Genomic DNA, 25474 nt, shown 5'->3' with positions numbered 1-25474 from the left:
GGCCGGCTCAGGCCACCGGCCGGAGCCGCTCAAAAAAGCCGGTTGAGGCCGTCGTAGGCCGCTACCCGATAGGCTTCGGCCATGGTCGGGTAGTTGAACGTGGTGTTGACGAAATACTTCAGGGTATTTTGCTCGCCCGGCTGGTTCATGATCGCCTGGCCGATGTGCACGATCTCCGAGGCCTGGTAGCCGAAGCAGTGCACGCCGAGCACTTCCAACGTCTCGCGGTGGAACAGGATCTTCAGCATGCCTTGCGGCTCGCCGGCGATCTGCGCACGCGCCATGCTCTTGAAAAACGCCTTGCCCACTTCATAAGGCACCTTGGCCTTGGTCAGTTCGTGCTCGTTCTTGCCGATGGAGCTGATCTCGGGAATGGTGTAGATCCCGGTCGGCACGTCGTTGACGTAACGCCAGCTGCCGTTGTCGACAATGCTGCCAGCGGCAGAACGGCCCTGGTCGTGGGCGGCACTGGCCAGGCTCGGCCAGCCGATCACATCGCCGGCACCATAGATATTGGTGACGCAGGTGCGGTAGTTCTCATCCACCTCGATCTGGCCACGGCTGTTGACCTTGACCCCGATGTTTTCCATGCCCAGCTTGTCGGTGTTGCCGGTACGGCCGTTGCACCAGAGCAAGGCGTCGGCCTTGATCTTCTTGCCGGACTTGAGGTGCAGGATCACCCCGTTGTCCAGGCCTTCAACGCGATCGTATTCCTCGTTGTGGCGCACGGTGATGTTGTTGTTGCTGAAGTGGTAGCTCAACGCCTGGGAAATTTCCGAGTCGAGGAAACTCAGCAACTGGTCACGGTTGTCCACCAACTCCACCAGTACACCCAGGCCACTGAAGATCGAGGCGTATTCACAGCCGATCACGCCGGCGCCGTAGATGATCAGTTTGCGTGGGGTGTGGCCCAGGCTGAGGATGGTGTCGCTATCGTAGATACGCGGGTGGTGGAAATCGATATCGGCCGGGCGATACGGGCGCGAGCCAGTGGCGATGATGATGTGCTTGGCCACCAGTTTCTCGACCACGCCATTGGCGCAGACCACTTCGACAGTTTGCTCGTCGGCGAAGCTGCCGGTGCCGAAGAACAGGTCGACACGGTTACGGGCGTAGTAGCCGGTACGCGAGGCGACTTGCTTGGAAATGACTTTCTCGGCGCTTTTCAGCACATCCGGGAACGAGAACCAGCGCGGCTCACCAATGGCCCGGAACATCGGGTTGGTGTTGAACTGCATGATCTGGCGCACCGAGTGACGCAAGGCCTTGGACGGGATGGTGCCCAGGTGGGTGCAGTTACCGCCGACCTGACGACGGCTATCGACCATCGCCACCTTGCGTCCTGCTTTGGCGGCATTCATCGCCGCACCTTCTCCAGCTGGGCCAGAACCCAGTACCACCACGTCGTAGTTGTAGACAGCCATGCGTACTCCTCAGAACAGGCCAGGGCGCACGGTTGGGCGCCTGGCTAAATCATGCCGCGGCCAGCGGTCATGAAGGATCAAATAGGCTCAGGTGTGTGAGCCGGGGCACAGTCTATATAAGGCTCAACGCCGCGCACATTAACCCTTGGTCGCGTCGTAGGCCAGTTTTGCCTTTACTACACAGTATTGATTACGGCTTGACCGCCGTCAGTTGTTCGAACGCTTTGTTGCTGCGTGTGACGAAAGCATCCCCCTCTCGCATCACAAAAAACGCCGCGATCTGGTGTTTTTCTGCATAGTCCCAGCCTTCTTCAGGCCCCAGCACCAGCAGCAACGTCGACAAGCCATCGGCCATCAACGCCGAAGCCTCCAGCACCGTGACCGACGCCAGGTGATGGGTGATCGGCGCACCGGTTCGCGCATCGAGGGTGTGGGAATAGCGGCGACCATCCTGCTGGAAATAATTGCGATAGTCACCTGAAGTAGACACGCCAAAGCCGTCCACTGCGATAACGCGCTCAGCGACCTGCTGGTCATCGCGGGGCTCCTCCAGGGCCACACGCCAGGGCGTACCGTCAGGTTTGCGCCCGGCGGCCTTGAGCTCGCCGGTCACTTCGACCAGGTACCGCTCAATGCCCAACTGATCAAGCCGCTCGGCAATCCGGTCCACCGTATAGCCGGCGGCGATGCTGTTGAAGTCCACCTGTACCGCCGCATCCTTGCACAACTGGCCAGCGTCGATACGCAGGTGTTGATGGCCGACCCGCTGGCGCGCCAGGGCCAGCGCGATGGGCTCCGGGACTTTTACCTGGCGCGCCTGGGGGCCAAAACCCCACAGGTTCAGCAGCGGCTCGACCGTCAGGTCAAAAGCGCCGCCACTGGCCTGGGACAGTTGCTCGCCCGTGCGCACCAACCGCAGGATCGATTCGGGCATCGCCTGACAGCGGTTGGCCGGCAGGTCGTTGAAACGCTCGATATCGGAATCGCTGCGATAGGTCGACATCTGCCGGTCGACCTCGGCAAGGATGCGCTCGACTTGCGGCTGTACAGCACTGGCCGCCGGCGTACCGGGGGTGCGGACGTACTTGATCGAATAAGTGCTGCCCATGGTCGGGCCGCCAAAAGCCTCCAGGGGCTCACCTTTACCGCAGCCCGCCAGGATCGCCAGTGCAGCGCCCACCACTACGTATCGCAAACCGCCCATAAGCCACACAACCTTCTCGCTGCTGAAAACCAAAATGATGCCGCACTCAAGCATATTTCCCGGGCGAGCCATTATGCGGCATGTCGTCGCCTGCTCAGGACCACTTGCGGCAAATAGCCAGCGTGCTAACGGTTTTTGTTGCTCGGCAACACGGATACACATATGGTTACAAAACTCTTTGGCGCCACCGCGCGCCCAGATTCTGCAGCACGGACGAACAACAACCAGGGATTTCCAACAAGATAGCCAGTTGAGTAAATGACATGTCCAGCACCACGGGCAAAGGCAAGGCGATCTTTCGCGTTGTCAGCGGTAACTTCCTCGAAATGTTCGACTTCATGGTCTACGGCTTCTACGCCACGGCCATCGCCAAGACCTTCTTCCCTGCCGACAGCGCCTTTGCCTCCCTGATGTTGTCCCTGGCGACCTTCGGTGCCGGGTTCCTGATGCGCCCGCTGGGGGCGATTTTTCTCGGTGCCTACATCGACCGCCATGGCCGTAAAAAAGGCCTGGTGATCACCCTGGCCATGATGGCCGCCGGTACGGTGTTGATCGCCTGCGTGCCCGGCTACGCCACGCTCGGGGTGGCCGCGCCGCTGATCGTGCTGCTTGGCCGGTTGCTGCAAGGCTTCTCCGCGGGTGTCGAGCTGGGCGGGGTTTCGGTGTACCTGGCAGAAATCGCCACGCCGGGGCGCAAGGGCTTCTTCGTCAGTTGGCAGTCCGCCAGCCAGCAAGCCGCCGTGGTCTTCGCCGGCCTGCTGGGCGTAGGCCTGAACCACTGGCTAAGCCCCGAGGAAATGGGCGAATGGGGCTGGCGCGTGCCGTTCCTGATCGGCTGCCTGATCGTGCCGGTGATCTTCGTGATTCGCCGCTCCCTGGAAGAAACGCCTGAGTTCCAGGCGCGCAAACACCGCCCTACCCTGCAGGAAATTATCCGTTCCATTGGTCAGAACTTTGGCATCGTCGTGGCAGGCATGGCGCTGGTGGTGATGACCACCGTGTCGTTCTACCTGATCACTGCCTACACACCGACCTTTGGCAAAGCCGAGTTGCACCTGTCGGACCTGGATGCGCTATTGGTCACCGTGTGCGTGGGCATTTCCAACTTTATCTGGTTGCCGGTGATGGGCGCCGTGTCCGACAAGATCGGCCGCAAACCCTTACTGCTCGGCGCGACGATTCTGGCGATTCTCACGGCATACCCGGCGTTGTCGTGGCTGGTGGTCAATCCGAGTTTCAGCCACCTGCTGATCGTGCTGTTGTGGCTGTCCTTCCTGTATGGCTCGTATAACGGCGCCATGGTGGTAGCCCTGACCGAAATCATGCCAGTGGAGGTCCGCACAACAGGTTTCTCCCTGGCCTACAGCCTGGCGACCGCAACCTTTGGCGGCTTTACCCCGGCCGCCTGCACTTACCTGATCCATGTGCTGGATAACAAGGCAGCGCCGGGGATCTGGCTCAGTGGGGCGGCGGTGCTGGGGTTGATTGCGACCCTGGTGCTGTTCAAGGGGAATCGGCATGAACTGCGCACTGCACAGGCTTCGGTAGTCGGTGGGGCCTGATAGATCGCTATCGCGGCGATGCGGCGGCCCGACAAGCCCGCCCCCACATTTGAATGTATTCGCAAATCAAACTGTGGGAGCGGGCTTGCCCGCGATGAGGCCTTCAAATCCAACACAATCCCCCAGACACAAAAAAGCCCCGAACCAGTCGGGGCTTTTTCATCTACCGCTAATGCTTAGCGCGGAAACGCCGGCGGGTTGACCCCAGCCATGTCTTCCATCACGCGCACCACCTGGCAGCTGTAACCGAATTCGTTGTCGTACCAGACGTACAGTACAACGCGGTTATCCTGGGTGATGGTCGCTTCAGCATCGACCACACCGGCGTGGCGCGAGCCAACGAAGTCGGTGGACACCACTTCCTGGGAATTGACGAAGTCGATTTGCTTATGCAGATCGGAGTGCAGCGCCATGTAGCGCAGGTACTCGTTCATCTCTTCACGGGTGGCGGCTTTCTCAAGGTTGAGGTTGAGAATGGCCATCGACACGTTCGGCGTAGGTACACGGATCGCGTTACCGGTCAGCTTGCCGGCCAGCTCAGGCAGGGCCTTGGCAGCAGCGGTGGCAGCACCGGTCTCGGTGATCACCATGTTCAGCGCGGCGCTACGGCCACGGCGATCGCCCTTGTGGAAGTTGTCGATCAGGTTCTGGTCGTTGGTGTACGAGTGAACGGTTTCGACGTGACCGTTGATGATGCCGAACTTGTCATTCACAGCCTTGAGCACCGGCACGATGGCGTTGGTGGTGCAGGAAGCGGCAGACACGATCTTGTCGTCAGCGGTGATTTCGTTGTGGTTGATGCCGTGAACGATGTTCTTCAGCTTGCCCTTGCCAGGCGCGGTCAGCACAACGCGGTCGATACCTGGGCACGCCAAGTGCTGGCCCAGGCCGTCGGCATCACGCCAGACGCCGGTGTTGTCCACCAGCAAGGCGTTCTGGATGCCGTACTGGGTGTAATCCACCTCGGTCGGGTTCTTCGCGTAGATCACCTGGATCAGGTTACCGTTGGCGGTGATGGTGTTGTTTTCTTCGTCGATGGTGATGGTGCCATTGAACGAACCGTGTACCGAGTCGCGGCGCAAGAGACTGGCGCGCTTGGTCAGGTCATTCTCGGCGCCTTTGCGCACGACAATGGCCCGCAGGCGCAGGCCGTCACCACCGCCGGTTTTTTCGATCAGGATGCGTGCCAGCAGGCGGCCGATACGACCGAAGCCGTACAGCACCACGTCGGTACCTTTGCGGGACGCGGCATTTTGCTGGCCAACCACGTCGGCCAGCTCTTCACGCACGAACTGCTCGGCGCTGCGGCCATTGCCTTGAGCGCGGAATTTGAACGCCAACTTGCCCAGGTCTACCGAGGCCGCGCCGAGCTTGAGCTCGCTCATGGCTTTAAGCAGAGGGAATGTTTCGTGGACGGAGAGTTCGCTATCGTCGGCAGAACGATGGCGAGCAAAGCGATGAGCCTTGAGAATCGCGATGACTGATTGGTTGATCAGGCTGCGGCCATAGATCGAGCTCACCACATTGTTATTGCGGTACAGCTGACCGATAAGCGGGATCATCGCTTCTGCGAGTGCTTCACGGTCGATCCATTCACCAAGACACTGGTCGGGCTTCTGAGTCACGGGAACCTTCCACATGTAGGGGCTGAAAAAAGGGGCTACATTATGCCGCCCGACCGCCCCCTGAGCAATGCGCGTCACGCAACAAAAGCCCTTGCAAATAATTTTCACCGCGCTACAGGCCAGTAAATACGCGGCTTCCAGCGAACCCCTCGGAGAGAGCCCCAGGCGACTTATCCGTAACCCTCCGAAACATATGTGCATTTCGGCACTACATATTGAGTCAAAACCGCGCATTGTTTGTCTTAGCCACTACATTTCCTACAAACCGTAATAGGCACAGTCAGCAACTGACAGGCGGCACTCCAGGCCGTTACAATTACCGACTTTGTCGCAACGCTGGAGCTCAACCTTCCGTGCCCGTCCTGCGTCTACCGCTACTCCCTGCCCAGGCAGGTAAACAGCATTGGGGCAATCTGCCCGGTGCCGCCCTGAGCCTGGCCATAGCCGAGGCTGCCAGTGCAGCCAAGCGCTTTACCCTGCTCCTGACCGCCGACAGCCAAAGTGCCGAGCGGCTGGAGCAGGAGCTGAGCTTCTTCGCCCCCGATTTGCCGGTGCTGCACTTCCCGGACTGGGAAACCCTGCCCTACGACTTGTTCTCGCCGCACCAGGACATCATCTCCCAGCGCATCGCCAGCCTGTACCGCTTGCCGGAACTGGCCCACGGTGTACTGGTGGTGCCGATCACTACGGCGCTGCACCGCCTGGCGCCGACCAAGTTCCTGCTGGGCAGCAGCCTGGTGCTGGATATCGGCCAGAAGCTCGACGTGGAGCAAATGCGCACGCGCCTGGAAGCCAGTGGCTACCGCTGCGTCGATACGGTGTACGAACATGGTGAGTTCGCCGTGCGCGGGGCACTGATCGACTTGTTCCCGATGGGCAGCAAACTGCCCTACCGCATCGACCTGTTCGATGACGAAATCGAGACCCTGCGCACCTTCGACCCGGAAAACCAGCGTTCCATCGACAAAGTACAGTCGATCAAACTGCTGCCGGCCAGGGAGTTCCCCCTGCAAAAAGACGCGGTCACGCGCTTCAAGGCGCGCTTTCGCGAGCGCTTTGACGTGGACTTCCGTCGTTGCCCGATCTTCCAGGACCTGAGCAGCGGGATTACGCCCGCCGGTATCGAGTACTACCTGCCGCTGTTCTTCGACGAAACCTCGACCCTGTTCGATTATCTGCCCCAGGACACTCAGGTGTTCTCGCTGCCGGGCATCGAGCAGGCGGCGGAAAACTTCTGGAACGACGTGCGCAACCGTTATGAAGAACGCCGCGTCGACCCCTCCCGGCCTTTATTGCCGCCTGCCGAGCTGTTCCTGCCGGTAGAGGACTGCTTCGCCCGCCTGAAAAACTGGCCGCGCGTGGTCGCCAGCCAGCAGGATGTGGAAGCCGGCGTCGGTCGCGAGCGCTTCCCGGCCCAGGCCCTGCCCAACCTGGCCATCGAGGCCAAGGCCAGCCAGCCGCTGCAAGCGTTGTCCGACTTCCTCGGCGACTTCCCCGGTCGTGTGCTGTTTACCGCCGAATCCGCCGGGCGCCGCGAAGTGCTACTGGAGTTGCTGGAACGCCTGAAGCTGCGACCAAAAACCGTCGACAGCTGGCCAGACTTTGTCGCCGGCAAGGATCGCCTGGCGATCACCATTGCGCCGCTGAACGAAGGCCTGCAACTGGATGATCCGGCCCTGGCGTTGATTGCCGAGAGCCCGCTGTTCGGCCAACGCGTGATGCAGCGCCGGCGCCGGGAAAAACGCGCCGACGCCAACAACGACGCGGTGATCAAGAACCTCACCGAACTGCGCGAAGGCGCGCCGGTGGTGCACATCGACCACGGCGTGGGGCGCTACCTGGGCCTGCAGACCCTGGAGATCGACAACCAGGCCGCCGAATTCCTCACCATGGAATACGCCGAGGGCGCCAAGCTCTACGTGCCGGTGGCCAACCTGCACCTGATCGCGCGCTACACCGGCAGCGACGACGCCCTGGCGCCGTTGCACCGCCTGGGCTCCGAGACCTGGCAGAAGGCCAAGCGCAAGGCCGCCGAGCAGGTGCGCGACGTGGCCGCCGAACTGCTGGACATCTATGCCCGCCGTGCGGCCCGCGAAGGTTATGCGTTCGCCGACCCGAAGGCCGACTACGCCACGTTCAGCGCCGGCTTCGCCTTCGAAGAAACCCCGGACCAGCAAACCACCATCGATGCGGTGCGCGCCGACATGCTTGCGCCCAAGCCCATGGACCGCCTGGTCTGCGGCGACGTGGGCTTTGGCAAGACCGAAGTGGCGATGCGCGCCGCGTTCATCGCGGTGCATGGCGGCCGCCAGGTAGCAATCCTGGTGCCGACCACCCTGCTCGCCCAGCAGCACTACAACAGCTTTCGCGACCGCTTCGCCGATTGGCCGGTGACCGTGGAGGTGATGAGCCGCTTCAAGTCGGCCAAGGAAGTCAACGCCGCCGTCGCCGACCTGGCCGAAGGCAAGATCGATATCGTGATCGGCACGCACAAGCTGCTGTCGGACGATGTGAAGATCAAGAACCTGGGCCTGGTGATCATCGACGAAGAGCACCGCTTTGGCGTGCGCCAGAAGGAGCAGCTCAAGGCCCTGCGCAGCGAGGTCGATATCCTGACCCTGACCGCCACGCCAATCCCGCGCACGTTGAACATGGCGGTGTCGGGCATGCGCGACCTGTCGATCATCGCCACGCCGCCGGCGCGACGCCTGTCGGTGCGCACCTTCGTCATGGAGCAGAACAACAGCACGATCAAGGAAGCCCTGCTGCGCGAGTTGCTGCGCGGCGGCCAGGTCTACTACCTGCACAACGATGTGAAAACCATCGAGAAATGCGCCGCCGACCTCGCCGAACTGGTGCCGGAAGCACGGATCGGCATCGGCCACGGGCAGATGCGCGAGCGCGAACTCGAACAGGTGATGAGCGACTTCTACCACAAGCGCTTCAACGTGCTGATCGCCTCGACCATCATCGAGACCGGCATCGACGTGCCGAGCGCCAACACCATCATCATCGAGCGCGCCGACAAGTTCGGCCTGGCGCAACTGCACCAATTGCGTGGCCGGGTCGGTCGCAGCCACCACCAGGCCTATGCCTACCTGCTGACGCCACCACGCCAGCAAATCACTGGCGACGCCGAAAAGCGCCTGGAAGCCATCGCCAACACCCAGGACCTGGGCGCAGGCTTTGTGCTTGCCACCAACGACCTGGAAATCCGTGGCGCCGGCGAACTGCTGGGCGACGGCCAGAGCGGGCAGATCCAGGCCGTGGGCTTTACCCTCTATATGGAGATGCTCGAGCGGGCGGTAAAGGCCATCCGCAAAGGCGAGCAACCGAACCTCGATCAACCCCTGGGCGGCGGCCCGGAAATCAACCTGCGCCTGCCGGCGTTGATTCCCGAGGACTACCTGCCGGATGTGCATGCACGGCTGATCCTGTACAAGCGCATCGCCTCGGCCACCGACGAAGAAGGCCTCAAGGACCTGCAAGTGGAGATGATCGACCGCTTCGGCCTGTTGCCGGAACCGACCAAGAACCTGGTACGCCTGACCCTGCTCAAACTGCAGGCCGAGCAACTGGGGATCAAGAAGGTCGACGCCGGGCCGCAGGGCGGGCGTATCGAGTTCGAAGCGCAGACGCCGGTAGACCCGCTGGTCCTGATCAAGTTGATCCAGGGCCAGCCCAACCGCTACAAATTCGAAGGCGCCACGCTGTTCAAGTTCATGGTGCCGATGGAACGTGCAGAAGAGCGCTTTAATACATTGGAGGCGCTGTTTGAGCGCCTCATCCCGAAATCTGCTTGAAGGACGCCCCATGCGCCTGCTTCGTATCCTGAGCCTGTTGTTGGTGGTAGTTGCACCTTCGGCGTTTGCCGACAGCCTCTACCAGGTGGAAATGATCCTGATCCGCCAGAATGCGGAGCCGGTGATCAACAGCCGGCCAGCCCCGGAAGACTGGGCCGCCGGGGCGCCACGCCAAGGGGTCGAGAAAATCAGCCCGCCGCGCCTGAACAACATCGTCGAGAAACTCCAGGCCAATGGCGACTACACCGTACTGCTGCACAAGGCCTGGGAACAGAACCTGGGCGAGCAGCCGGTGAAGGTGAAAATCACCGACGGCCAGGAACAGTTCGGCCAGTACCCCATCCAGGGCACCCTGGACCTGCAACTGGGGCGCTTTACCCGTATTGACGCAAGCCTGTGGCTCAATCAGTTCGACAACAACGGCAGCGTGATTGCCAGCGAACACCTGAGCCAGCCAGACGTGCGCACCAAGAACAACCAACTCAACTACCTGGACGGCGGCCACCTGGCCTTGCTGATCAAGATCACCTCCCTCACCGCCAAGCCACCGAGCGCACCGCCGCCCGGCCTCGCGGACTGATCCAGCGCCATGCCCCTGACGCCCTCGCTGACCAAGCCCCTGGCCCCCTCCTGGGCCAACCGCTTCAAGGAACAAAGCCTGGAGCGCGGCCGGCGCTACGCCCTGGAAAACCGCGTGCGGATTGTCGAGTCGGGCGACAGCACCATCATCGCCAGTTGCGAAGGCTCGGGCGGCAATGTGTATCGCCAGACCATCTCTCTGCGCGAGTCGGCCAAAGGCACCCTGATCCTGGTGGACAGCCGCTGCACCTGCCCCGTGCACACCAATTGCAAACACATCGCGGCGGTGCTGCTGCAGGTCCAGGAAACCCTGGCCTACCCGGCAGCGGCCAAGGATGCCGAACTGCTGGAGAAGCTGCAGGCCGTGCTGGATAACCGCGTGGTCCTGCCGCAAGTGGTGCTTGAGGACGTGCAGCCGATTCCACGGCTGTGGCTGGCCAGCATCGAGTTCAGCGCCTTTGAGCCGCGCAACGGCAAGATGCAGCGCTATATCCAGCACCGGGCGGCGCTGTCGTTCAATTACCTGGGCAATTACGTCAGCGGCCAGAAAAACGCCGATATCATCGTGCGCCAGGAAACCCAGAGCCTGCGGATCAAGCGTCACCCCGAGGTGGAACAAGGCTTTCGCGAACACCTGCGCCTGCTTGGCTTCAAGATCGCCACCCGCCAGAGCAAGGCCCTGCCGGAAAGCGCCGGCGAGTTGTTTGAGATGGTCAATGACAGCGCCTGGCTGAACTTCACCCTCAACGCCTCGCCGAGCCTGCGCGCTGAAGGCTGGGAGCTGCAGATCGATGAGGATTTCGGCTTTGACCTGAGCCCGGTCGATGACTGGTACGCCAGCGTCGATGAAGTGCCGGAGCGCGACTGGTTCGACCTGGAGCTGGGGATCATCGTCAATGGCGAACGGCTGAGCCTGTTGCCGATCCTGTTGAACCTGATGCGCTCCCACACCGAAATCCTCAACCCGGAAAAACTCGCGCGCCGTCGCGACGACGAACTGATCCTGGTGAACATCCCCGGCCTACCCAACGGTGGCCACGGCCCACTGCAAGTCGCCCTGCCCTATGGCCGGCTCAAACCGGTGCTGGCGACCCTCGGCGAGTTCTACCTGCAAGAGCCCGGCACAACTACCTTGCGCCTGGCCAAGGCCGACGCCACTCGGCTCAACCCGCTGGAGGACCTGCCCCTGCAATGGGAAGGCGGCGAGCAGATCCGCAGCTTTGCCCAGCGCCTGCGCGACATCAAGGACTTCACCTGCACCGCCCCCAAAGGCCTGAACGCCACGTTGCGCCCCTATCAGCTCGAAGGCCTGAGCTGGATGCAGTCCCTGCGCCAACTGGAAGTGGGCGGGATTCTCGCGGACGACATGGGCCTGGGCAAAACCCTGCAGACCCTGGCACATATTCTCAGCGAAAAAATCGCCGGGCGCCTGGACCGGCCGTGCATGGTGGTGATGCCCACCAGCCTGATCCCCAACTGGCTCGACGAGGCCGCGCACTTCACCCCGCAGCTCAAGGTATTGGCGCTGTACGGTGCCGGGCGCAAGAAACACTTCGCCCAGTTACAGGATTACGACCTGCTGCTGACCACCTACGCCCTGTTGCCCAAAGACATCGAGCAACTGGCCGCGCAGCCGCTGCATGTGCTGATCCTCGACGAAGCCCAATACATCAAGAACCCCACCAGCAAGGCCGCCCAGGCCGCCCGCGAGCTGAATGCACGCCAGCGCCTGTGCCTGAGCGGCACGCCCCTGGAAAACCACCTGGGCGAACTGTGGTCGCTGTTCCACTTCCTGCTGCCGGGTTGGTTGGGCGATGTAAAAAGCTTCAACCGTGATTACCGCGTGCCCATCGAAAAACGCGGCAGCGACGTGCGATTGCAACACCTCAACGGTCGGATCAAGCCGTTCCTGCTACGCCGTACCAAAGAACAGGTGGCCACTGAATTGCCGCCCAAGACTGAGATCATCCACTGGGTCGATCTCAACGAAGCCCAGCGTGATGTGTACGAAACCATGCGCCTGGCCATGGACAAGAAGGTGCGCGACGAGATCACCCGCAAGGGCGTGGCTCGTAGCCAGATCATCATTCTGGAAGCGCTGCTCAAGCTGCGCCAGGTCTGCTGCGACCTGCGCCTGGTGAACGACGCCACCCCGCCCGCGCGCGGCAGCAGTTCCGGCAAGCTCGACAGCCTGATGGAGATGCTCGACGAGCTGTTTGCCGAAGGGCGCAGGATTTTGCTGTTCTCGCAGTTCACCTCAATGCTCAGCCTGATTGAGATCGAACTAAAAAAACGCGGGGTCGCCTATGCCTTGCTGACCGGCCAGACCCGCGACCGGCGCACGCCGGTCAAGGACTTCCAGAGTGGCAGGCTGCAGATCTTCCTGATCAGCCTCAAGGCTGGCGGCGTGGGGCTTAACCTGACCGAAGCCGATACCGTGATCCACTACGACCCCTGGTGGAACCCAGCCACGGAAAACCAGGCGACTGACCGTGCGTATCGCATCGGCCAGGAGAAGCCGGTATTCGTCTACAAGATGATTGCCCGGGGCACCGTGGAAGAGAAGATCCAGGCGTTGCAGCAAGAAAAGTCAGACCTGGCGGCGGGTGTGCTGGATGGTCGTACCACGGGCGACTGGAAGTTGGGCAACGAAGATATCGAGGCGCTGTTCGCGCCATTGCCCCAAAAGCTAGAGAAGCGTTGATAGTTAGATAGCTATCGCGGGCAAGCCCGCTCCCACAGGGGGGGCTCACTGGGGCAGAGATTTTTGGTACCGCCACAAATCAAATGTGGGAGCGGGCTTGCCTGCGATGGGCGCAGCTCAATCTCATTCGATCAACTGCGCATCCCGAAGCGCGCCGAGCGCCGCCAACCAACGTGGGTGCTGCTTGTAGTCAGTCGACGCAATCGCCTGCCCACGCATACGGGCAATGCGCGCCGACGGCGTGACCTTCATGCGCTGGGCGGCACTCAGGGCCAGCTCGGCGGCCGCACGGTCATTGCACACCAGGCCCATGTCGCAGCCAGCACTCAACGCAGCCTCGATCCGACTCGCCGCATCCCCCACCACATGGGCACCGGCCATGGACAGGTCATCACTGAAAATCACCCCGTCGAACTGCAACTCGCCGCGCAGAATGTCTTGCAGCCAACGGCGCGAGAAGCCGGCCGGTTGGTTATCGACCTGCGGGTAGATCACGTGGGCCGGCATGACCGCGGCCAATTGCTTGCTCAGGCGCGCAAAGGGCACCAGGTCGTGGGTGCGAATCTGTTCCAGGCTACGTTCATCATTGGGAATGGCGACGTGGGAATCTGCCTCCGCCCAGCCATGCCCCGGGAAGTGCTTGCCGGTGGCGGCCATGCCGGCGCTGTTCATACCCCGGATAAAGGCGCCGGCCAGCAGCGCTGCACGTTCGGGATCACCTTCGAACGAACGCGTGCCTACGACGGCGCTACGCTGGTAGTCGAGGTCCAGCACGGGGGCGAAGCTCAGGTCCAGGCCAACTGCCAGTACTTCCGTGGCCATGACCCAGCCACACTGCTCGGCCAGGTATTCGGCGTTCGGATTGTCCGCCAGCGCACGCATGGCCGGCAGGCGTACAAACCCCTGGCGCAGGCGCTGGACCCGACCGCCTTCCTGGTCGACGGCCAGCAGCAGGTCCGGGCGCACCGCACGAATGGCGGCGCTCAATTCCCGCACCTGGCGCGGATGCTCGATATTGCGCGCAAAAATGATCAGGCCGCCCACTTCAGGCTGGCGCAACAAGTGGCGATCTTCAGCTGTCAGCCAGGTGCCGGCGACGTCCACCATCAAAGAGCCTTGCAGGGCAGCAGTCATAAATTTTCCTTGAATGACGCGCGCACCCCGCCGCTTCGCCAGGTCGAGCCGGGCAAGGCGATGGGGTGCGGGTAACTAGTTGAAATCGGCATGGGCGGCTAGCTTAGCGGATGCAAGCGGTTGCGCCCAGACGCCAGTGGCTAAACCTTGGCCGCCACCGGTACGGACTTGCTGCGCGGGCGCAGTTGGGCGGCCGCCATGGCCGGGTCGGTAACACCGCTTTCAGCGCGCATGCCAGCGGCCAGGAACGGCACCATCAGGCGCATGACCTGCTCGATGGAGGTGTTGACTCCAAAATCGGTCTCGGCGATGGCGCGCAAAGCCTTGATCCCGGACATGCTGAACGCCGCTGCGCCGAGCATGAAGTGCACGCGCCAGAACAATTCGATAGGCGGAATACGTGGCGCCGCCTCGTTGACCAGCAACATATAGCGACGGAAGACCTTGCCGTACATGTCTTCGAGGTAACGGCGCAAGTGGCCCTGGCTCTGGCTGAAGGCCAGGCCCAGCAGGCGCATGAAGATCGACAGGTCGTTGCCGCTGCGTGGCTGCACCACCAGGGCTTGTTCGACGAGGATTTCCAGCAGGTCTTCCAGGCTCGGCTTATTGTCGGGCTTGGCTTGGCGCCGCTCCAACTCACGGTCGAGGCTGATGCAGAACGGCCCCAGAAAACGTGAGAAGACGGCCTGGATCAGGGCTTTTTTCGAGCCGAAATGATAGTTCACTGCCGCCAGGTTGACCCCGGCTTTGCTCGTGATCAGGCGCAATGAGGTTTCAGCAAATCCTTTTTCCGCGAACAACTGCTCGGCAGCATCGAGAATGCGTTCAACGGTTTCCGACTGGGCCATGGCTACTCCGCCTGACAAACACTTGTTTGAAACATACGTTTCACCTTGTGCAATGTCAAGCCTGCAGGTCCGTTTTCCGGCCGGGCAGTCACCCGATTCGCACCTATTTAATCACATCTTCAACGGCCTGTAGGCCGCGCTATCTCCGGGCTTTGCAAGGACCGACGGATGACCGTCCGGCGGAGTCGGCAAAAACGATGATTGCCAAGCGCAGTTCACTGTATATAATCCCAGTCACTGTATAAAAAGACAGAGCGATCAACATGCTAAAACTGACGCCACGCCAAGCTGAGATTCTCGCTTTTATCAAGCGCTGCCTCGACGACAACGGCTATCCGCCGACCCGGGCAGAAATCGCCCTGGAGCTGGGGTTTAAATCCCCCAATGCTGCCGAAGAACACCTGAAGGCCCTTGCCCGCAAGGGCGCAATCGAAATGACCCCGGGCGCATCCCGTGGCATTCGTATCCCTGGCTTCGAAGCCAAGGCTGACGAATCGACGCTGCCGATCATCGGCCGGGTCGCTGCCGGTGCGCCGATTCTTGCACAACAGCACGTCGAAGAGTCCTGCAATATCAACCCGACCTTCTTCCATCCTCGCGCCGATTACCTGTTGCGGGTCCATGGCATGAGCATGAAGGACGTGGGTATCTTCGACGGCGACCTGCTGGCCGTACACACCACCCGCGAAGCGCGCAACGGCCAGATCGTCGTGGCCCGCATCGGCGATGAAGTGACGGTCAAGCGCTTCAAGCGCGAAGGCAGCAAAGTATGGCTGCTGGCAGAAAACCCCGAGTTTTCGCCAATTGAAGTCAACCTGAAGGATCAGGACCTGGTGATCGAAGGCTTGAGTGTCGGCGTTATTCGCCGCTAACGGAGGCATCATGCAGTTCCCACATGCGCAACAACATACACAACTGCCACTGTTTGAGGCCTTTTTGGCCCAGCCGCTTGCACCTATCCTCAGCGAGACGGTGGAGTCCCCATGGACCGCCCCCGCCGAACCGGAGGTATTCAGTGAATTGTCGTTGCGTGGCGCTGCCGGGAACTGCCTGAGCTTGCTGGCGCCAATCCTGCGTGACCTGAGCGAGGAACAGGACGCCCGCTGGCTGACCCTGATCGCCCCGCCGTCCAGCCTGACCCAGGCTTGGCTGCGGGATGCAGGCCTGAACCGCGAGCGTATCCTGCTGCTGCAACCGCGCGGCACCCAGAGCGCCCAGCAACTGACCTGCGAAGCGTTGCGCCTGGGGCGTAGTCACACTGTTGTCAGCTGGCTGAACCCGCTGGGTGCTTCGGCCAAGCAGCAGTTGATCAGCGCAGCGCGCACGGGCGACGCACAAAGCTTGAATATTCGATTGGGATAAGCCCGAGACTGACGCGCAACGCGTTATCGGGAGTGGTACAGGTCGTCCGATTGCAGCCTGACGTCAGGTCAGTGCCTGCGATGGACGCAAGGCTTCTACAGAATTGAGAAGCCGATTGAACATTTGAATCTTAAAAACGACAAACGGACTCAGTGAAGAACCCGTGGACCGTCGTCTTTCTCTGGCTCACCTTCAGCCAGGCGCCCCGCCATCTGCACACCCACGCTCAACATGGCTTTTGCCACTTCCACATGCTGGCCTTGCAGGAACGCCTTGGCGTCCTCGGAAAAGTCCAAAGTCACCAGAGAACCCTCGTCCTCAGCCCTGCGCAGCTCAATTCGGCCGTCGGGCAATTCAACAATTTCCAGAAAGGACGTTGGCATAAAAATCTGTTCTCCACGAAAGGCCGGCATTATATCAGTCATCAACGCGGCCTCGCTCAGGATCTGAACAGCTTTCTTTACGGCTTGATGAATGGTCTGTAGGCGTTGGCTTGCCAGCGATAGCGCTCCGGCAGTCAACTTGGCATTGCTCGGCAAGCTGGCTCCTACAGTGCCCTGCCGCTCAGCACTCGTTCAAGCCATCCCGAAAGCGGATCGCCAGCTTCTTCAGCTCCTGGCGCCAGCTCTCCAACTCAGCCCGGCTCAGCGGCTCCGGCCCTTCTTCTTCCAGGCTGACCGCAACGATCAACGGCTGGGTCACATCGCCCTTGGGCTTGTGCGGCACACGCGGCGGCTGGAACAGCGCCGAATGGGCAGCCAACAAGCGAGCCAGCCAACTGTCAGGGCTGCGGGCCATTTCCACCAGCTCGGCCAACTCGGGGATGGCCATAGACTCGAGCACCTCACGGGTCAGGATATCCTCGGCCCGAGGCGCATTCGCCTGGGGCAGGCGATAGAAACCGGCAATTTCATGACACAACCCCAGCAAAGCCCCATACAGATGGAACAAGGCCGACTCTCGCCCCGCCTGGACCAGCGCAATAGCATTCATCTCCTTCCCTTCCTCGGCACGACCAAGGGCTTCCAGGGACAAACCCGCGAAGTAAATTTTCTGGTTGGTACGGGTATAGAGTTCGTTGGCCATGACGGCAGTCTCCACAACGACATAAACGTGATGCTGGCTGAACAGTGTCACGGATGAGACAAGCCCACTGCAAGCGCAAAACAAAAGGCCGCCTGTGAAGGCGGCCTTTATTTCAATGCAGGAGCGGGATCAAGCGCCCTGGCGCTTGTCCTCGACCTTCCACTTGCCACCGTCGTAGAACGCCTTCCAGCCCGTAGGCTTGCCGTCCACTTCAGTCTGCACGTACTGCTCCTTGGTCTTGCGGCTGTAGCGGATCACGGCCGGACGACCGTCGGGATCCTTCTTCGGCGCTTCGCACAGGAAGTGGTACTTGGGATCGATCTCGTCCTTGTGCGGCACGATCTCCATCACCAGCGGTGCACGGGTCTCGCGGTTTTTCGGGAACTGGCTGGCGGCCAGGAACAGGCCCGAAGCGCCGTCACGCAGGATGTAGGTGTCGTTGACCTTCTCGCACTTGAGCTCGGGCATCTTCACCGGATCCATCTTCGGCGGCGCCGCGTCACCGCTTTTCAGCAGCTTGCGGGTGTTCTTGCAGGTCGGATTGGTGCAACCGAAGAACTTGCCGAAGCGACCGGTCTTGAGCTGCATCTCGCTGCCGCACTTGTCGCATTCCAAGCTCGGGCCTTCATAGCCCTTGATGCGATAGGTGCCTTCTTCAATCTCGTAGCCGTTGCAATCGGGGTTGTTACCGCAGATGTGCAGCTTGTGCTTCTCGTCCAGCAGGTAGGCATCCATGGCCGTGCTGCAGATCGGGCAACGGTGCTTGCCACGCAAAACCAGCGACTCGGATTCACCCTCGTCGTCAGCGGCGATTTCATCACCCGGCACCAGGTTGACGGTGGCCTTGCAGCGCTCTTTGGGCGGCAGGCTATAGCCCGAGCAACCCAGGAACACACCGGTAGACGCGGTACGGATCTGCATCGGCCGGCCGCAGGTGGTGCACGGAATATCCGTCATCACCGGCTGGTTGGCGCGCATGCCGTTTTCCGGGCTCTCGGCTACTTCGAGTTTTTTCTTGAAGTCACCATAGAACTCGTCGAGGACGTTTTTCCAATCGCGCTCGCCCTGGGCCACGTCATCGAGGTTCTCTTCCATGCCGGCGGTAAAGCCGTAGTCCATCAGGTTGGAGAAACTCTCGGACAAACGCTCGGTAACGATATCGCCCATCTTTTCCGAATAGAAACGACGGTTATGCAGGGCCACGTAGCCGCGGTCCTGGATGGTGGAGATGATCGCCGCGTAGGTCGAAGGACGACCAATACCGCGTTTTTCCATTTCCTTGACCAGGCTGGCTTCCGAATAACGGGGTGGCGGCTTGGTGAAGTGCTGGCTCGGGTCGAGCTTGATCAGCTTCAGCGCATCGCCCTGGGCCATGTCTGGCAGGACGTCGTCATCGCCCGGCTTGGCAATTTGCGGCATCACGCGGGTATAGCCGTCGAACTTGAGGATACGACCCTTGGCGCGCAGCTCGAAGTCCCCGGCACCCACTGTGACGGTCGTGGACAGGTATTGCGCCGGCAGCATCTGGCAAGCCAGGAATTGGCGCCAGATCAACTCGTAGAGGCGCTCAGCGTCGCGCTCCATGCCGCTCAGCTTGCTTGGCTCGGTATTGGCATCGGAGGGACGAATCGCTTCGTGGGCCTCTTGTGCGCCTTCCTTGCTGCTATAGACGTTTGGCTTCTCCGGCAGGTACTTCTTGCCGAATTCGCTTTCAATATAAGTACGCGCCATCGCCACCGCGTCCACCGACAGGTTGGTGGAGTCGGTACGCATATAAGTGATGTAGCCCGCTTCGTACAGACGCTGGGCCATCATCATCGTCTTCTTCACGCCAAAGCCCAGGCGGTTGCTCGCGGCCTGTTGCAGGGTGGAGGTGATGAACGGCGCCGACGGCTTGCTGCTGGTGGGCTTGTCTTCACGCTTGACGATGCTGTAGCTGGAAGCTTTGAGCTTCTCCAGCGCGGCCATGGCCTGGGCTTCGTTGAGCGGCTTGAAGGCCTCGCCTTTCTCGCGGGCCACTTCAAAGCGCACGTTATTGCCCTTGGCGGTGCCGAGGTCCGCGTGGACTTCCCAGTACTCTTCAGGGTTGAACGCACGAATCTCGCGCTCACGCTCCACCACCAGCTTGACCGCTACCGATTGCACACGACCAGCGGACAGGCCACGGGCGATCTTCGCCCACAACAGCGGCGAGACCATGTAGCCGACCACGCGATCGAGGAAGCGCCGAGCCTGCTGGGCATTGACGCGGTCGATGTCCAGTTCGCCCGGCTTGGAGAAGGCTTCCTGGATCGCCTTCTTGGTGATTTCGTTGAACACCACGCGTTTATAGCGGCTGTCGTCCCCACCGATGGCTTCGCGCAGGTGCCAGGCAATGGCTTCCCCTTCGCGGTCCAAGTCCGTCGCGAGATAGATGGTGTCAGCATCCTTGGCGAGCCGGCGCAGCTCCTCGATCACCTTTTCCTTGCCCGGAAGGATTTCGTACTTGGCCTTCCAGCCATGATCCGGGTCCACACCCATGCGCGAGACCAGCTGCTTGCGCGCCTTCTCTTTAGGCGAGAGCACCGGACCTTCGCCCGCAGCCGCCTTGCCGCGCTTGGCAGCAGGCTCCTTGCTGGCGCTAGCCGAACCGCTGGTGGGCAGGTCTCGGATATGGCCGATACTCGACTTCACCACGTACTCGTTACCCAAGTACTTGTTGATGGTCTTGGCCTTAGCCGGGGATTCCACAATGACCAGCGATTTGCCCATGGATCGGAAAATTCCTGAATTCGAGAAGAGAAAGGCGGTTGGCGCCTGACGCGGCAACGCTATATATAGTGGCAACACAGCGAGGTCAAGCACAGCATTCTGCGCAACCTGCCGTTATTGCCCTGAAAAAAGACTGGGTTCGACCTGCACCAAAGCAAAGCGCGGGACCTGCTTGCCGTCAACTTCGACGGTCTCCAGGAACATGCTCAAGGGGCGCACCCAAAAGCCGTAATCGCCATACAGTGCTTGGTAGAACACCACTTCTTCTTCGGTCTCGGAGTGCCGCGCCACATTAAAAACGCGGTACTTGGGACCTTTATAATGCTGGTAGAGCCCTGGTTCGACTTTCATGCTCTGGCCCTCTTACAAAATTTATAAAAAAAAATTAAAAATTCCAAAAAACAAAAGCCGGGGCACTGGGCCCCGGCTTCCGTCAACCCAACGCTTAGACGCGTTCGAAGACGGTAGAAATGCCTTGGCCGAGACCAATGCACATGGTTGCAACCCCAAGGTTGCCGCCATTTTGCTTCATCACGTTAAGCAAGGTGCCGGAGATACGCGCACCGGAGCAACCAAATGGGTGGCCCAGGGCGATTGCACCGCCGTGCAGGTTAACCTTCTCGTTCATCTTGTCGAGTACTTTCAAATCTTTCAGCACTGGCAGGGCCTGTGCGGCGAAAGCTTCGTTGAGCTCGAAGAAGTCGATGTCGGAGATACTCAGACCTGCGCGCTTCAAGGCTTTTTGTGTGGCCGGTACTGGACCATAGCCCATGATCGCCGGGTCCACACCCGCCACAGCCATGGAACGGATCACTGCCAGAGGCTGGATCCCCAGGTCCTGGGCACGCTGGGCCGACATCACGATCATGCACGAAGCACCATCGGTGATCTGCGACGAAGTACCGGCAGTCACGGTGCCGCCCTTTGGGTTGAATGCCGGCTTCAAGGCCGCCAGGCTTTCCAGGGTGGTGTCCGGACGAATGGTTTCGTCGTAGTCGAACAGTTTCAGGAAACCGTTCTCGTCATAGCCGTTCATCGGGATGATTTCATCCTTGAACTTGCCTTCCACAGTCGCCTTGTGGGCCAACTGGTGGGAGCGCAGGCCGAAGGCGTCCTGGGCTTCACGGGTGATGCCATGCATCTTGCCGAGCATTTCTGCGGTCAGGCCCATCATGCCCGAGGCTTTCGCCGCGTACAGCGACATGTGCGGGTTAGGATCGACGCCGTGCATCATGCTGACGTGGCCCATGTGCTCCACGCCACCGACCACAAACACATCACCGTTGCCGGTCATGATCGCCTGGGCGGCGGTGTGCAGTGCGCTCATGGACGAACCACACAGGCGGCTGACGGTCTGGCCGGCAGCGGTGTGCGGGATCTGGGTCATCAAGGAGGCCATGCGCGCGATGTTCCAGCCCTGCTCCAGGGTCTGGTTGACGCAGCCCCAGATCACGTCCTCGACTTCGTTCGGGTCGACCTTGACGTTGCGTTCCAGCAGCTTGCTGATCAGGTGCGCCGACATGTCTTCGGCACGGGTGTTGCGGTGCATGCCGCCCTTGGAGCGGCCCATCGGAGTACGACCGAAGTCGACAATCACGACGTCTCTTGGATTCAAGCTCATAAATATTCTCGCTCTAGTCGTCTGGGCACTTAACCGAAGAAGCTCTGGCCATTCTTGGCCATCTCGCGCAGCTTCGCGGTCGGGTGGTACAGCGGGCCCAGATCAGCGTACTGATCAGCCAGGGCAACGAACTCGGCCACACCGATCGAGTCGATGTAACGCAGCGCACCACCACGGAATGGAGGGAAGCCAATACCGTACACCAGGCCCATATCGGCTTCGGCAGCGGTTTCGACGATGCCATCTTCCAGGCAACGCACGGTTTCCAGGCACAGGGCGATCATCATCCAGTTGATGATGTCCTCGTCGGACACCTCACGCTGCTCGTAGACGATTGGCGCCAGCACTTCGTGAACCGATGGATCGGCAACTTTCTTCTGCTTGCCTTTCTTGTCGGTCTCGTAGGCATAGAAACCCTTGCCATTCTTCTGGCCCAGGCGCTTGGCTTCGTACAGCGCATCGACAGCCGAGCGACGGTCGTCTTTCATGCGGTCCGGGAAGCCTTCAGCCATGACGTCGCGACCATGGTGGCCGGTGTCGATACCGACCACGTCCATCAGGTACGCCGGGCCCATTGGCCAACCGAATTTTTCCATGACCTTGTCGATACGCACAAAGTCCACGCCAGCACTGACCAGCTTGGCGAAACCACCGAAGTACGGGAACAGCACGCGGTTGACCAAAAAGCCCGGGCAGTCGTTGACCACGATCGGGTTCTTGCCCATTTTCTTGGCGTAGGCAACGGTGGTGGCAACTGCCAGCTCGCTGGACTTCTCGCCACGGATCACTTCTACCAGCGGCATCATGTGCACCGGGTTGAAGAAGTGCATGCCGACGAAGTTTTCCGGACGCTTGAGGGCCTTGGCCAGCAAGGTGATGGAAATGGTCGAGGTGTTGGAAGCCAGGATCGTGTCTTCTTTGACCTGGGCCTCAACTTCAGCCAGGACCGCCTGCTTGACCTTCGGGTTCTCGACAACCGCTTCGACCACCAGGTCGACGTGGCCGAAATCACCGTAGGACAGCGTAGGACGAATGCCGTTAAGCACTTCAGCCATCTTCGCAGCGGTCATGCGACCTTTATCAACGCGGCCTACCAGCAGCTTGGCGGCTTCCGCCAGACCTTGCTCGATACCGTGCTCGTTGATGTCTTTCATCAGGATCGGCGTGCCTTTGGACGCCGACTGATAGGCAATACCACCGCCCATGATCCCGGCGCCGAGGACGGCAGCCTGTTTCACGTCTTTGGCAATTTCGTCGTAGGCCTTGGCCTTTTTCTTCAGCTCCTGATCGTTCAGGAACAGGCCGATCAGGCTCTGCGCAGCAGAAGTCTTGGCCAGTTTGACGAAGCCGGCGGCTTCGATTTCCAGGGCCTTGTCGCGACCGAAGTTCGCGGCTTTCTGGATGGTCTTGATCGCTTCGACCGGGGCCGGGTAGTTAGGGCCCGCTTGACCGGCGACGAAACCCTTGGCGGTTTCGAACGACATCATTTGTTCGATGGCGTTGAGCTTGAGTTTTTCCAGCTTCGGCTGACGCTTGGCCTTGTAGTCAAATTCGCCGCTGATGGCGCCCTTGATCAGGTTCAGTGCAGCTTCTGCGAGTTTGTCCGGAGCAACCACGGCATCCACGGCGCCGACTTTCAGCGCGTCTTCAGCACGGTTTTCCTTGCCGGCGGCAATCCACTCGATGGCGTTGTCGGCACCGATAATACGCGGCAGGCGTACGGTACCGCCGAAGCCCGGGTAGATGCCCAGCTTGACTTCCGGCAGGCCGATTTTCGCGCTGGAGGCCATGACGCGAAAGTCCGCGGCCAGGCACATTTCCAGACCGCCGCCCAGAGCGATGCCATTGATCGCGGCAACGGTCGGCACGTTGAGGTCTTCGAAATCGCTGAAAATCTTGTTGGCTTCGAGGTTGCCAGCCACAAGCTCGGCATCGGGCAGCTTGAAGTTGTCGACGAATTCGGTGATGTCAGCGCCGACGATGAACACGTCTTTGCCGCTGGAGACGATCACACCCTTGATCGATGCATCAGCCTTGATGGTGTCTACGGCCTGACGCAGTTCGTTCAGGGTTAGACGGTTGAACTTGTTGACGGACTCACCCTTGAGGTCGAATTTCAATTCGACGATGCCACTTTCAAGAGCCTTAACCGTGATGGCTTTACCTTCGTAAATCATCAACTGATCTCCACGATATGGAAGCTGAACAGTACACATCGGACGCTGGCCCCTGGTCGGGCATTGATCACTTCGTCAATGCTCATACCAACGCGCCAGGCACACCCGCCAATGCGATAGTCGGGATTATGTATGAGATGCCTGACAGACAAACACTCAATTCATACGCCCGTTTGATTTGGGTACGCCACCTTCAGCCAATTCCGGGCAATTGTCAATCGCCCGAAAGCGCCGTAAAAACGCGACTTTTCAGTCATTTCATAACCGCCAAGGCTAATCAATGCGCAGGCATTCACCCGATCAATAATGCGAAAGAGCCAGCAACGGCCTGTACAGCGGCGGATATCCGGCTAGGCTAGCCGCATGTGAGAACGCCTGTGCGAATGCGCGGCGTGACGAATTACAGATTTACCGGCCTGCCTGGCCAGTTCCAGCCCGATGATGATGTCGGGCTTTTTATTGCCTACGTTTTATTGCCGGCGATGGCGTGCTCAACGGCCCTATCGCCGGCAAGCCGGTTCCTACGGGTGTGTCAGGCCAAGGCCTTGAGTAACGCACTGATGGCCTGCAAGTCGCTGGACTCGCCCTTCTCACCCCAATACACGGCGATCATTTGCTTGTCCGCCTCCACTTTGTAGACATTGGCCGGCAGCGTTGCAAAATGCGGCAACAACTTCTCGTCCACGCAGGTTTCCTGCCATTGGTTGACCCACACCCCCGGCTCCTGCTGCCAGTAAACCCAGAGTGCGGGTTTGCTGCCGCGCCGTGGCCGACAGTACTGCGCACAGGGGCTGGGCGGCTCTTGCTTGAGCCAGTGCGGCCACTCCTGGGGCGACAATTGCATCGCCAGGCCGATGCGGCGCGCCTCCATGCGCAGGGCCATGCGCCCGCTCTGGTGGCGCGACGGTCGCAACCATGCCAGGGGGCTCAAGACCACTAGAAGGATTGACACCACTATCCAGACCGTCATATGTGTACTCCCGAATTTCTAGATGAGCGGATTTGACCTGACTCAACCCCATCCGCTTGAAAGCAGCCATACTGAACTTATTGCAGTCCCCTGGAGGAACGCCTCATGACTTACGAACATATTCTGGTCGCCGTGGACCTGACCGAAGAGTGCGATCCGGTGATCAAGCGCGCCGTGGCCATTGCCGGCGATACCGTGAAGCTGTCCCTGGTGCATATCGTCGAACCCATGGCCATGGCCTTTGGCGGCGACGTGCCGATGGATCTTTCGCAACTGCAACAGCAGCAGTTCGACCAGGCCAAGGAGCGCCTGGACCGACTGATTGACAAGTATCCCGCGCTGAAAAAAGACCAAAGCCACCTGACCTATGGCCAGCCGCGCCAGGAAATCCACCACCTGGCCAAGGAACAGAGCTGCGACCTGATCGTGGTCGGCAGCCATGGTCGTCACGGCTTGGCGTTGCTGCTGGGCTCCACTGCCAACGATGTACTGCACGGCGCGCCTTGCGACGTACTGGCAGTGAAGCTGGTAAAAAGCTCGTAAGAACACTGCAAATCAAATGTAGGAGCTGGCTTGCCTGCGATAGCAGTCTGTCAGTTGATACATCTGGTGGCTGGCATACCG

20 protein-coding genes are annotated in these 25474 nt (G+C 60.5%); 8 read left to right on the top strand and 12 right to left on the bottom strand.

Going from position 1 to position 25474, the window contains the following annotated elements; translation table 11 throughout:
- Positions 1 to 29 precede the first annotated feature (29 nt).
- Together sthA and HBO11_RS01250 are read right to left on the bottom strand one after the other, a co-directional pair.
- The gene (gene sthA, locus HBO11_RS01255) at positions 30 to 1424 is read right to left on the bottom strand and encodes a Si-specific NAD(P)(+) transhydrogenase (protein ID WP_024074093.1); all 1395 of its coding nucleotides are present in this window, start codon (positions 1422 to 1424) and stop codon (positions 30 to 32) included.
- A gap of 190 nt (positions 1425 to 1614) precedes the next feature.
- Complete coding sequence (locus HBO11_RS01250) at positions 1615 to 2628, bottom strand: FAD:protein FMN transferase (protein WP_169954175.1); 1014 nt, start codon at positions 2626 to 2628, stop codon at positions 1615 to 1617.
- A 263-nt stretch (positions 2629 to 2891) separates the two neighbouring features.
- Here HBO11_RS01250 and HBO11_RS01245 point away from each other — a divergent pair, with 263 nt between their 5' ends.
- Positions 2892 to 4190 (top strand): MFS transporter, encoded by a 1299-nt coding sequence (locus HBO11_RS01245; RefSeq protein WP_169954176.1) that lies wholly within the window; start codon positions 2892 to 2894, stop codon positions 4188 to 4190.
- Positions 4191 to 4366: 176 nt separating this feature from the next.
- On the opposite strand, the gene HBO11_RS01240 is transcribed toward HBO11_RS01245, so the two are convergent.
- Positions 4367 to 5830 (bottom strand): glyceraldehyde-3-phosphate dehydrogenase, encoded by a 1464-nt coding sequence (locus HBO11_RS01240; RefSeq protein WP_076961276.1) that lies wholly within the window; start codon positions 5828 to 5830, stop codon positions 4367 to 4369.
- Between the two features lie 338 nt (positions 5831 to 6168).
- On the opposite strand from HBO11_RS01240, the gene mfd reads away from it, so the two are divergent.
- Genes mfd through HBO11_RS01225 form a run of 3 tightly spaced genes read left to right on the top strand, consistent with a single transcriptional unit; the run spans position 6169 to position 12901 of the window.
- Entirely contained in the window at positions 6169 to 9618 is a 3450-nt protein-coding gene (mfd, locus tag HBO11_RS01235) for a transcription-repair coupling factor (RefSeq protein ID WP_169954178.1), read from the top strand.
- 10 nt (positions 9619 to 9628) lie between these two features.
- On the top strand, positions 9629 to 10198 hold the full coding sequence (locus HBO11_RS01230; RefSeq protein ID WP_169954179.1) for a CsiV family protein: 570 nt from the start codon (positions 9629 to 9631) through the stop codon (positions 10196 to 10198).
- 9 nt (positions 10199 to 10207) lie between these two features.
- On the top strand, positions 10208 to 12901 hold the full coding sequence (locus HBO11_RS01225) for a DEAD/DEAH box helicase (protein WP_169954180.1): 2694 nt from the start codon (positions 10208 to 10210) through the stop codon (positions 12899 to 12901).
- A 123-nt stretch (positions 12902 to 13024) separates the two neighbouring features.
- Here HBO11_RS01225 and nagZ read toward each other — a convergent pair whose 3' ends face one another.
- Both nagZ and HBO11_RS01215 read right to left on the bottom strand, forming a co-directional pair.
- Positions 13025 to 14035 (bottom strand): beta-N-acetylhexosaminidase, encoded by a 1011-nt coding sequence (gene nagZ / locus HBO11_RS01220; protein WP_169954290.1) that lies wholly within the window; start codon positions 14033 to 14035, stop codon positions 13025 to 13027.
- 140 nt (positions 14036 to 14175) lie between these two features.
- A complete protein-coding gene (locus HBO11_RS01215; RefSeq protein ID WP_169954182.1) occupies positions 14176 to 14883 on the bottom strand; it encodes a TetR/AcrR family transcriptional regulator in 708 nt (235 codons plus the stop codon).
- Positions 14884 to 15146: 263 nt separating this feature from the next.
- Between HBO11_RS01215 and lexA the strand changes: the two genes are divergently transcribed.
- Both lexA and sulA read left to right on the top strand, forming a co-directional pair.
- Entirely contained in the window at positions 15147 to 15755 is a 609-nt protein-coding gene (lexA, locus tag HBO11_RS01210; RefSeq protein WP_029300096.1) for a transcriptional repressor LexA, read from the top strand.
- Positions 15756 to 15765: 10 nt separating this feature from the next.
- Positions 15766 to 16245, top strand: a complete 480-nt coding sequence (gene sulA / locus HBO11_RS01205; RefSeq protein WP_169954183.1) for an SOS-induced cell division inhibitor SulA — start codon at positions 15766 to 15768, stop codon at positions 16243 to 16245.
- 149 nt (positions 16246 to 16394) lie between these two features.
- Here sulA and HBO11_RS01200 read toward each other — a convergent pair whose 3' ends face one another.
- From HBO11_RS01200 to fadB, 6 genes are all read right to left on the bottom strand, one after another.
- The gene (locus HBO11_RS01200) at positions 16395 to 16628 is read right to left on the bottom strand and encodes a hypothetical protein (protein WP_026136850.1); all 234 of its coding nucleotides are present in this window, start codon (positions 16626 to 16628) and stop codon (positions 16395 to 16397) included.
- 181 nt (positions 16629 to 16809) lie between these two features.
- Positions 16810 to 17331, bottom strand: coding sequence for a DUF6586 family protein (locus tag HBO11_RS01195; protein ID WP_076961269.1), 522 nt, complete (start codon positions 17329 to 17331; stop codon positions 16810 to 16812).
- A 129-nt stretch (positions 17332 to 17460) separates the two neighbouring features.
- Positions 17461 to 20082 (bottom strand): type I DNA topoisomerase, encoded by a 2622-nt coding sequence (gene topA, locus HBO11_RS01190; RefSeq protein ID WP_169954184.1) that lies wholly within the window; start codon positions 20080 to 20082, stop codon positions 17461 to 17463.
- 114 nt (positions 20083 to 20196) lie between these two features.
- The gene (locus HBO11_RS01185) at positions 20197 to 20433 is read right to left on the bottom strand and encodes a DUF1653 domain-containing protein (RefSeq protein ID WP_029300088.1); all 237 of its coding nucleotides are present in this window, start codon (positions 20431 to 20433) and stop codon (positions 20197 to 20199) included.
- 94 nt (positions 20434 to 20527) lie between these two features.
- Positions 20528 to 21703, bottom strand: coding sequence for an acetyl-CoA C-acyltransferase FadA (fadA, locus tag HBO11_RS01180; protein ID WP_005786153.1), 1176 nt, complete (start codon positions 21701 to 21703; stop codon positions 20528 to 20530).
- A 29-nt stretch (positions 21704 to 21732) separates the two neighbouring features.
- On the bottom strand, positions 21733 to 23880 hold the full coding sequence (fadB, locus tag HBO11_RS01175) for a fatty acid oxidation complex subunit alpha FadB (RefSeq protein WP_029300084.1): 2148 nt from the start codon (positions 23878 to 23880) through the stop codon (positions 21733 to 21735).
- Between the two features lie 17 nt (positions 23881 to 23897).
- Here fadB and HBO11_RS01170 point away from each other — a divergent pair, with 17 nt between their 5' ends.
- Positions 23898 to 24239, top strand: a complete 342-nt coding sequence (locus HBO11_RS01170) for a hypothetical protein (RefSeq protein ID WP_169954185.1) — start codon at positions 23898 to 23900, stop codon at positions 24237 to 24239.
- Between the two features lie 173 nt (positions 24240 to 24412).
- Here HBO11_RS01170 and HBO11_RS01165 read toward each other — a convergent pair whose 3' ends face one another.
- On the bottom strand, positions 24413 to 24850 hold the full coding sequence (locus tag HBO11_RS01165) for a hypothetical protein (RefSeq protein WP_169954186.1): 438 nt from the start codon (positions 24848 to 24850) through the stop codon (positions 24413 to 24415).
- Positions 24851 to 24955: 105 nt separating this feature from the next.
- Here HBO11_RS01165 and HBO11_RS01160 point away from each other — a divergent pair, with 105 nt between their 5' ends.
- Positions 24956 to 25393 carry a universal stress protein gene (locus HBO11_RS01160; protein WP_169954187.1) on the top strand — a complete coding sequence of 146 codons (438 nt, stop codon included), beginning with the start codon at positions 24956 to 24958 and terminating at the stop codon, positions 25391 to 25393.
- The last annotated feature ends 81 nt before the right edge of the window (positions 25394 to 25474 follow it).

This window comes from Pseudomonas sp. WS 5010 (assembly GCF_012985565.1).
Lineage (GTDB): Bacteria > Pseudomonadota > Gammaproteobacteria > Pseudomonadales > Pseudomonadaceae > Aquipseudomonas.
The sequence above is the reverse complement of the archived record's forward strand: the minus strand, read 5'-3'. Positions and strand labels throughout refer to the sequence as shown.

Bases quoted from the DNA above. Each gene is read 5' to 3' on its own strand.
- sthA (WP_024074093.1), bottom strand. From the start codon at position 1,424: ATGGCTGTCTACAACTACGACGTGGTGGTACTGGGTTCTGGCCCAGCT.
- HBO11_RS01250 (WP_169954175.1), bottom strand. From the start codon at position 2,628: ATGGGCGGTTTGCGATACGTAGTGGTGGGCGCTGCACTGGCGATCCTG.
- HBO11_RS01245 (WP_169954176.1), top strand. From the start codon at position 2,892: ATGTCCAGCACCACGGGCAAAGGCAAGGCGATCTTTCGCGTTGTCAGC.
- HBO11_RS01240 (WP_076961276.1), bottom strand. From the start codon at position 5,830: ATGTGGAAGGTTCCCGTGACTCAGAAGCCCGACCAGTGTCTTGGTGAA.
- HBO11_RS01230 (WP_169954179.1), top strand. From the start codon at position 9,629: ATGCGCCTGCTTCGTATCCTGAGCCTGTTGTTGGTGGTAGTTGCACCT.
- HBO11_RS01225 (WP_169954180.1), top strand. From the start codon at position 10,208: ATGCCCCTGACGCCCTCGCTGACCAAGCCCCTGGCCCCCTCCTGGGCC.
- nagZ (WP_169954290.1), bottom strand. From the start codon at position 14,035: ATGACTGCTGCCCTGCAAGGCTCTTTGATGGTGGACGTCGCCGGCACC.
- HBO11_RS01215 (WP_169954182.1), bottom strand. From the start codon at position 14,883: ATGGCCCAGTCGGAAACCGTTGAACGCATTCTCGATGCTGCCGAGCAG.
- lexA (WP_029300096.1), top strand. From the start codon at position 15,147: ATGCTAAAACTGACGCCACGCCAAGCTGAGATTCTCGCTTTTATCAAG.
- sulA (WP_169954183.1), top strand. From the start codon at position 15,766: ATGCAGTTCCCACATGCGCAACAACATACACAACTGCCACTGTTTGAG.
- HBO11_RS01200 (WP_026136850.1), bottom strand. From the start codon at position 16,628: ATGCCAACGTCCTTTCTGGAAATTGTTGAATTGCCCGACGGCCGAATT.
- HBO11_RS01195 (WP_076961269.1), bottom strand. From the start codon at position 17,331: ATGGCCAACGAACTCTATACCCGTACCAACCAGAAAATTTACTTCGCG.
- topA (WP_169954184.1), bottom strand. From the start codon at position 20,082: ATGGGCAAATCGCTGGTCATTGTGGAATCCCCGGCTAAGGCCAAGACC.
- HBO11_RS01185 (WP_029300088.1), bottom strand. From the start codon at position 20,433: ATGAAAGTCGAACCAGGGCTCTACCAGCATTATAAAGGTCCCAAGTAC.
- fadA (WP_005786153.1), bottom strand. From the start codon at position 21,703: ATGAGCTTGAATCCAAGAGACGTCGTGATTGTCGACTTCGGTCGTACT.
- fadB (WP_029300084.1), bottom strand. From the start codon at position 23,880: ATGATTTACGAAGGTAAAGCCATCACGGTTAAGGCTCTTGAAAGTGGC.
- HBO11_RS01170 (WP_169954185.1), top strand. From the start codon at position 23,898: ATGGAAGCTGAACAGTACACATCGGACGCTGGCCCCTGGTCGGGCATT.
- HBO11_RS01165 (WP_169954186.1), bottom strand. From the start codon at position 24,850: ATGACGGTCTGGATAGTGGTGTCAATCCTTCTAGTGGTCTTGAGCCCC.
- HBO11_RS01160 (WP_169954187.1), top strand. From the start codon at position 24,956: ATGACTTACGAACATATTCTGGTCGCCGTGGACCTGACCGAAGAGTGC.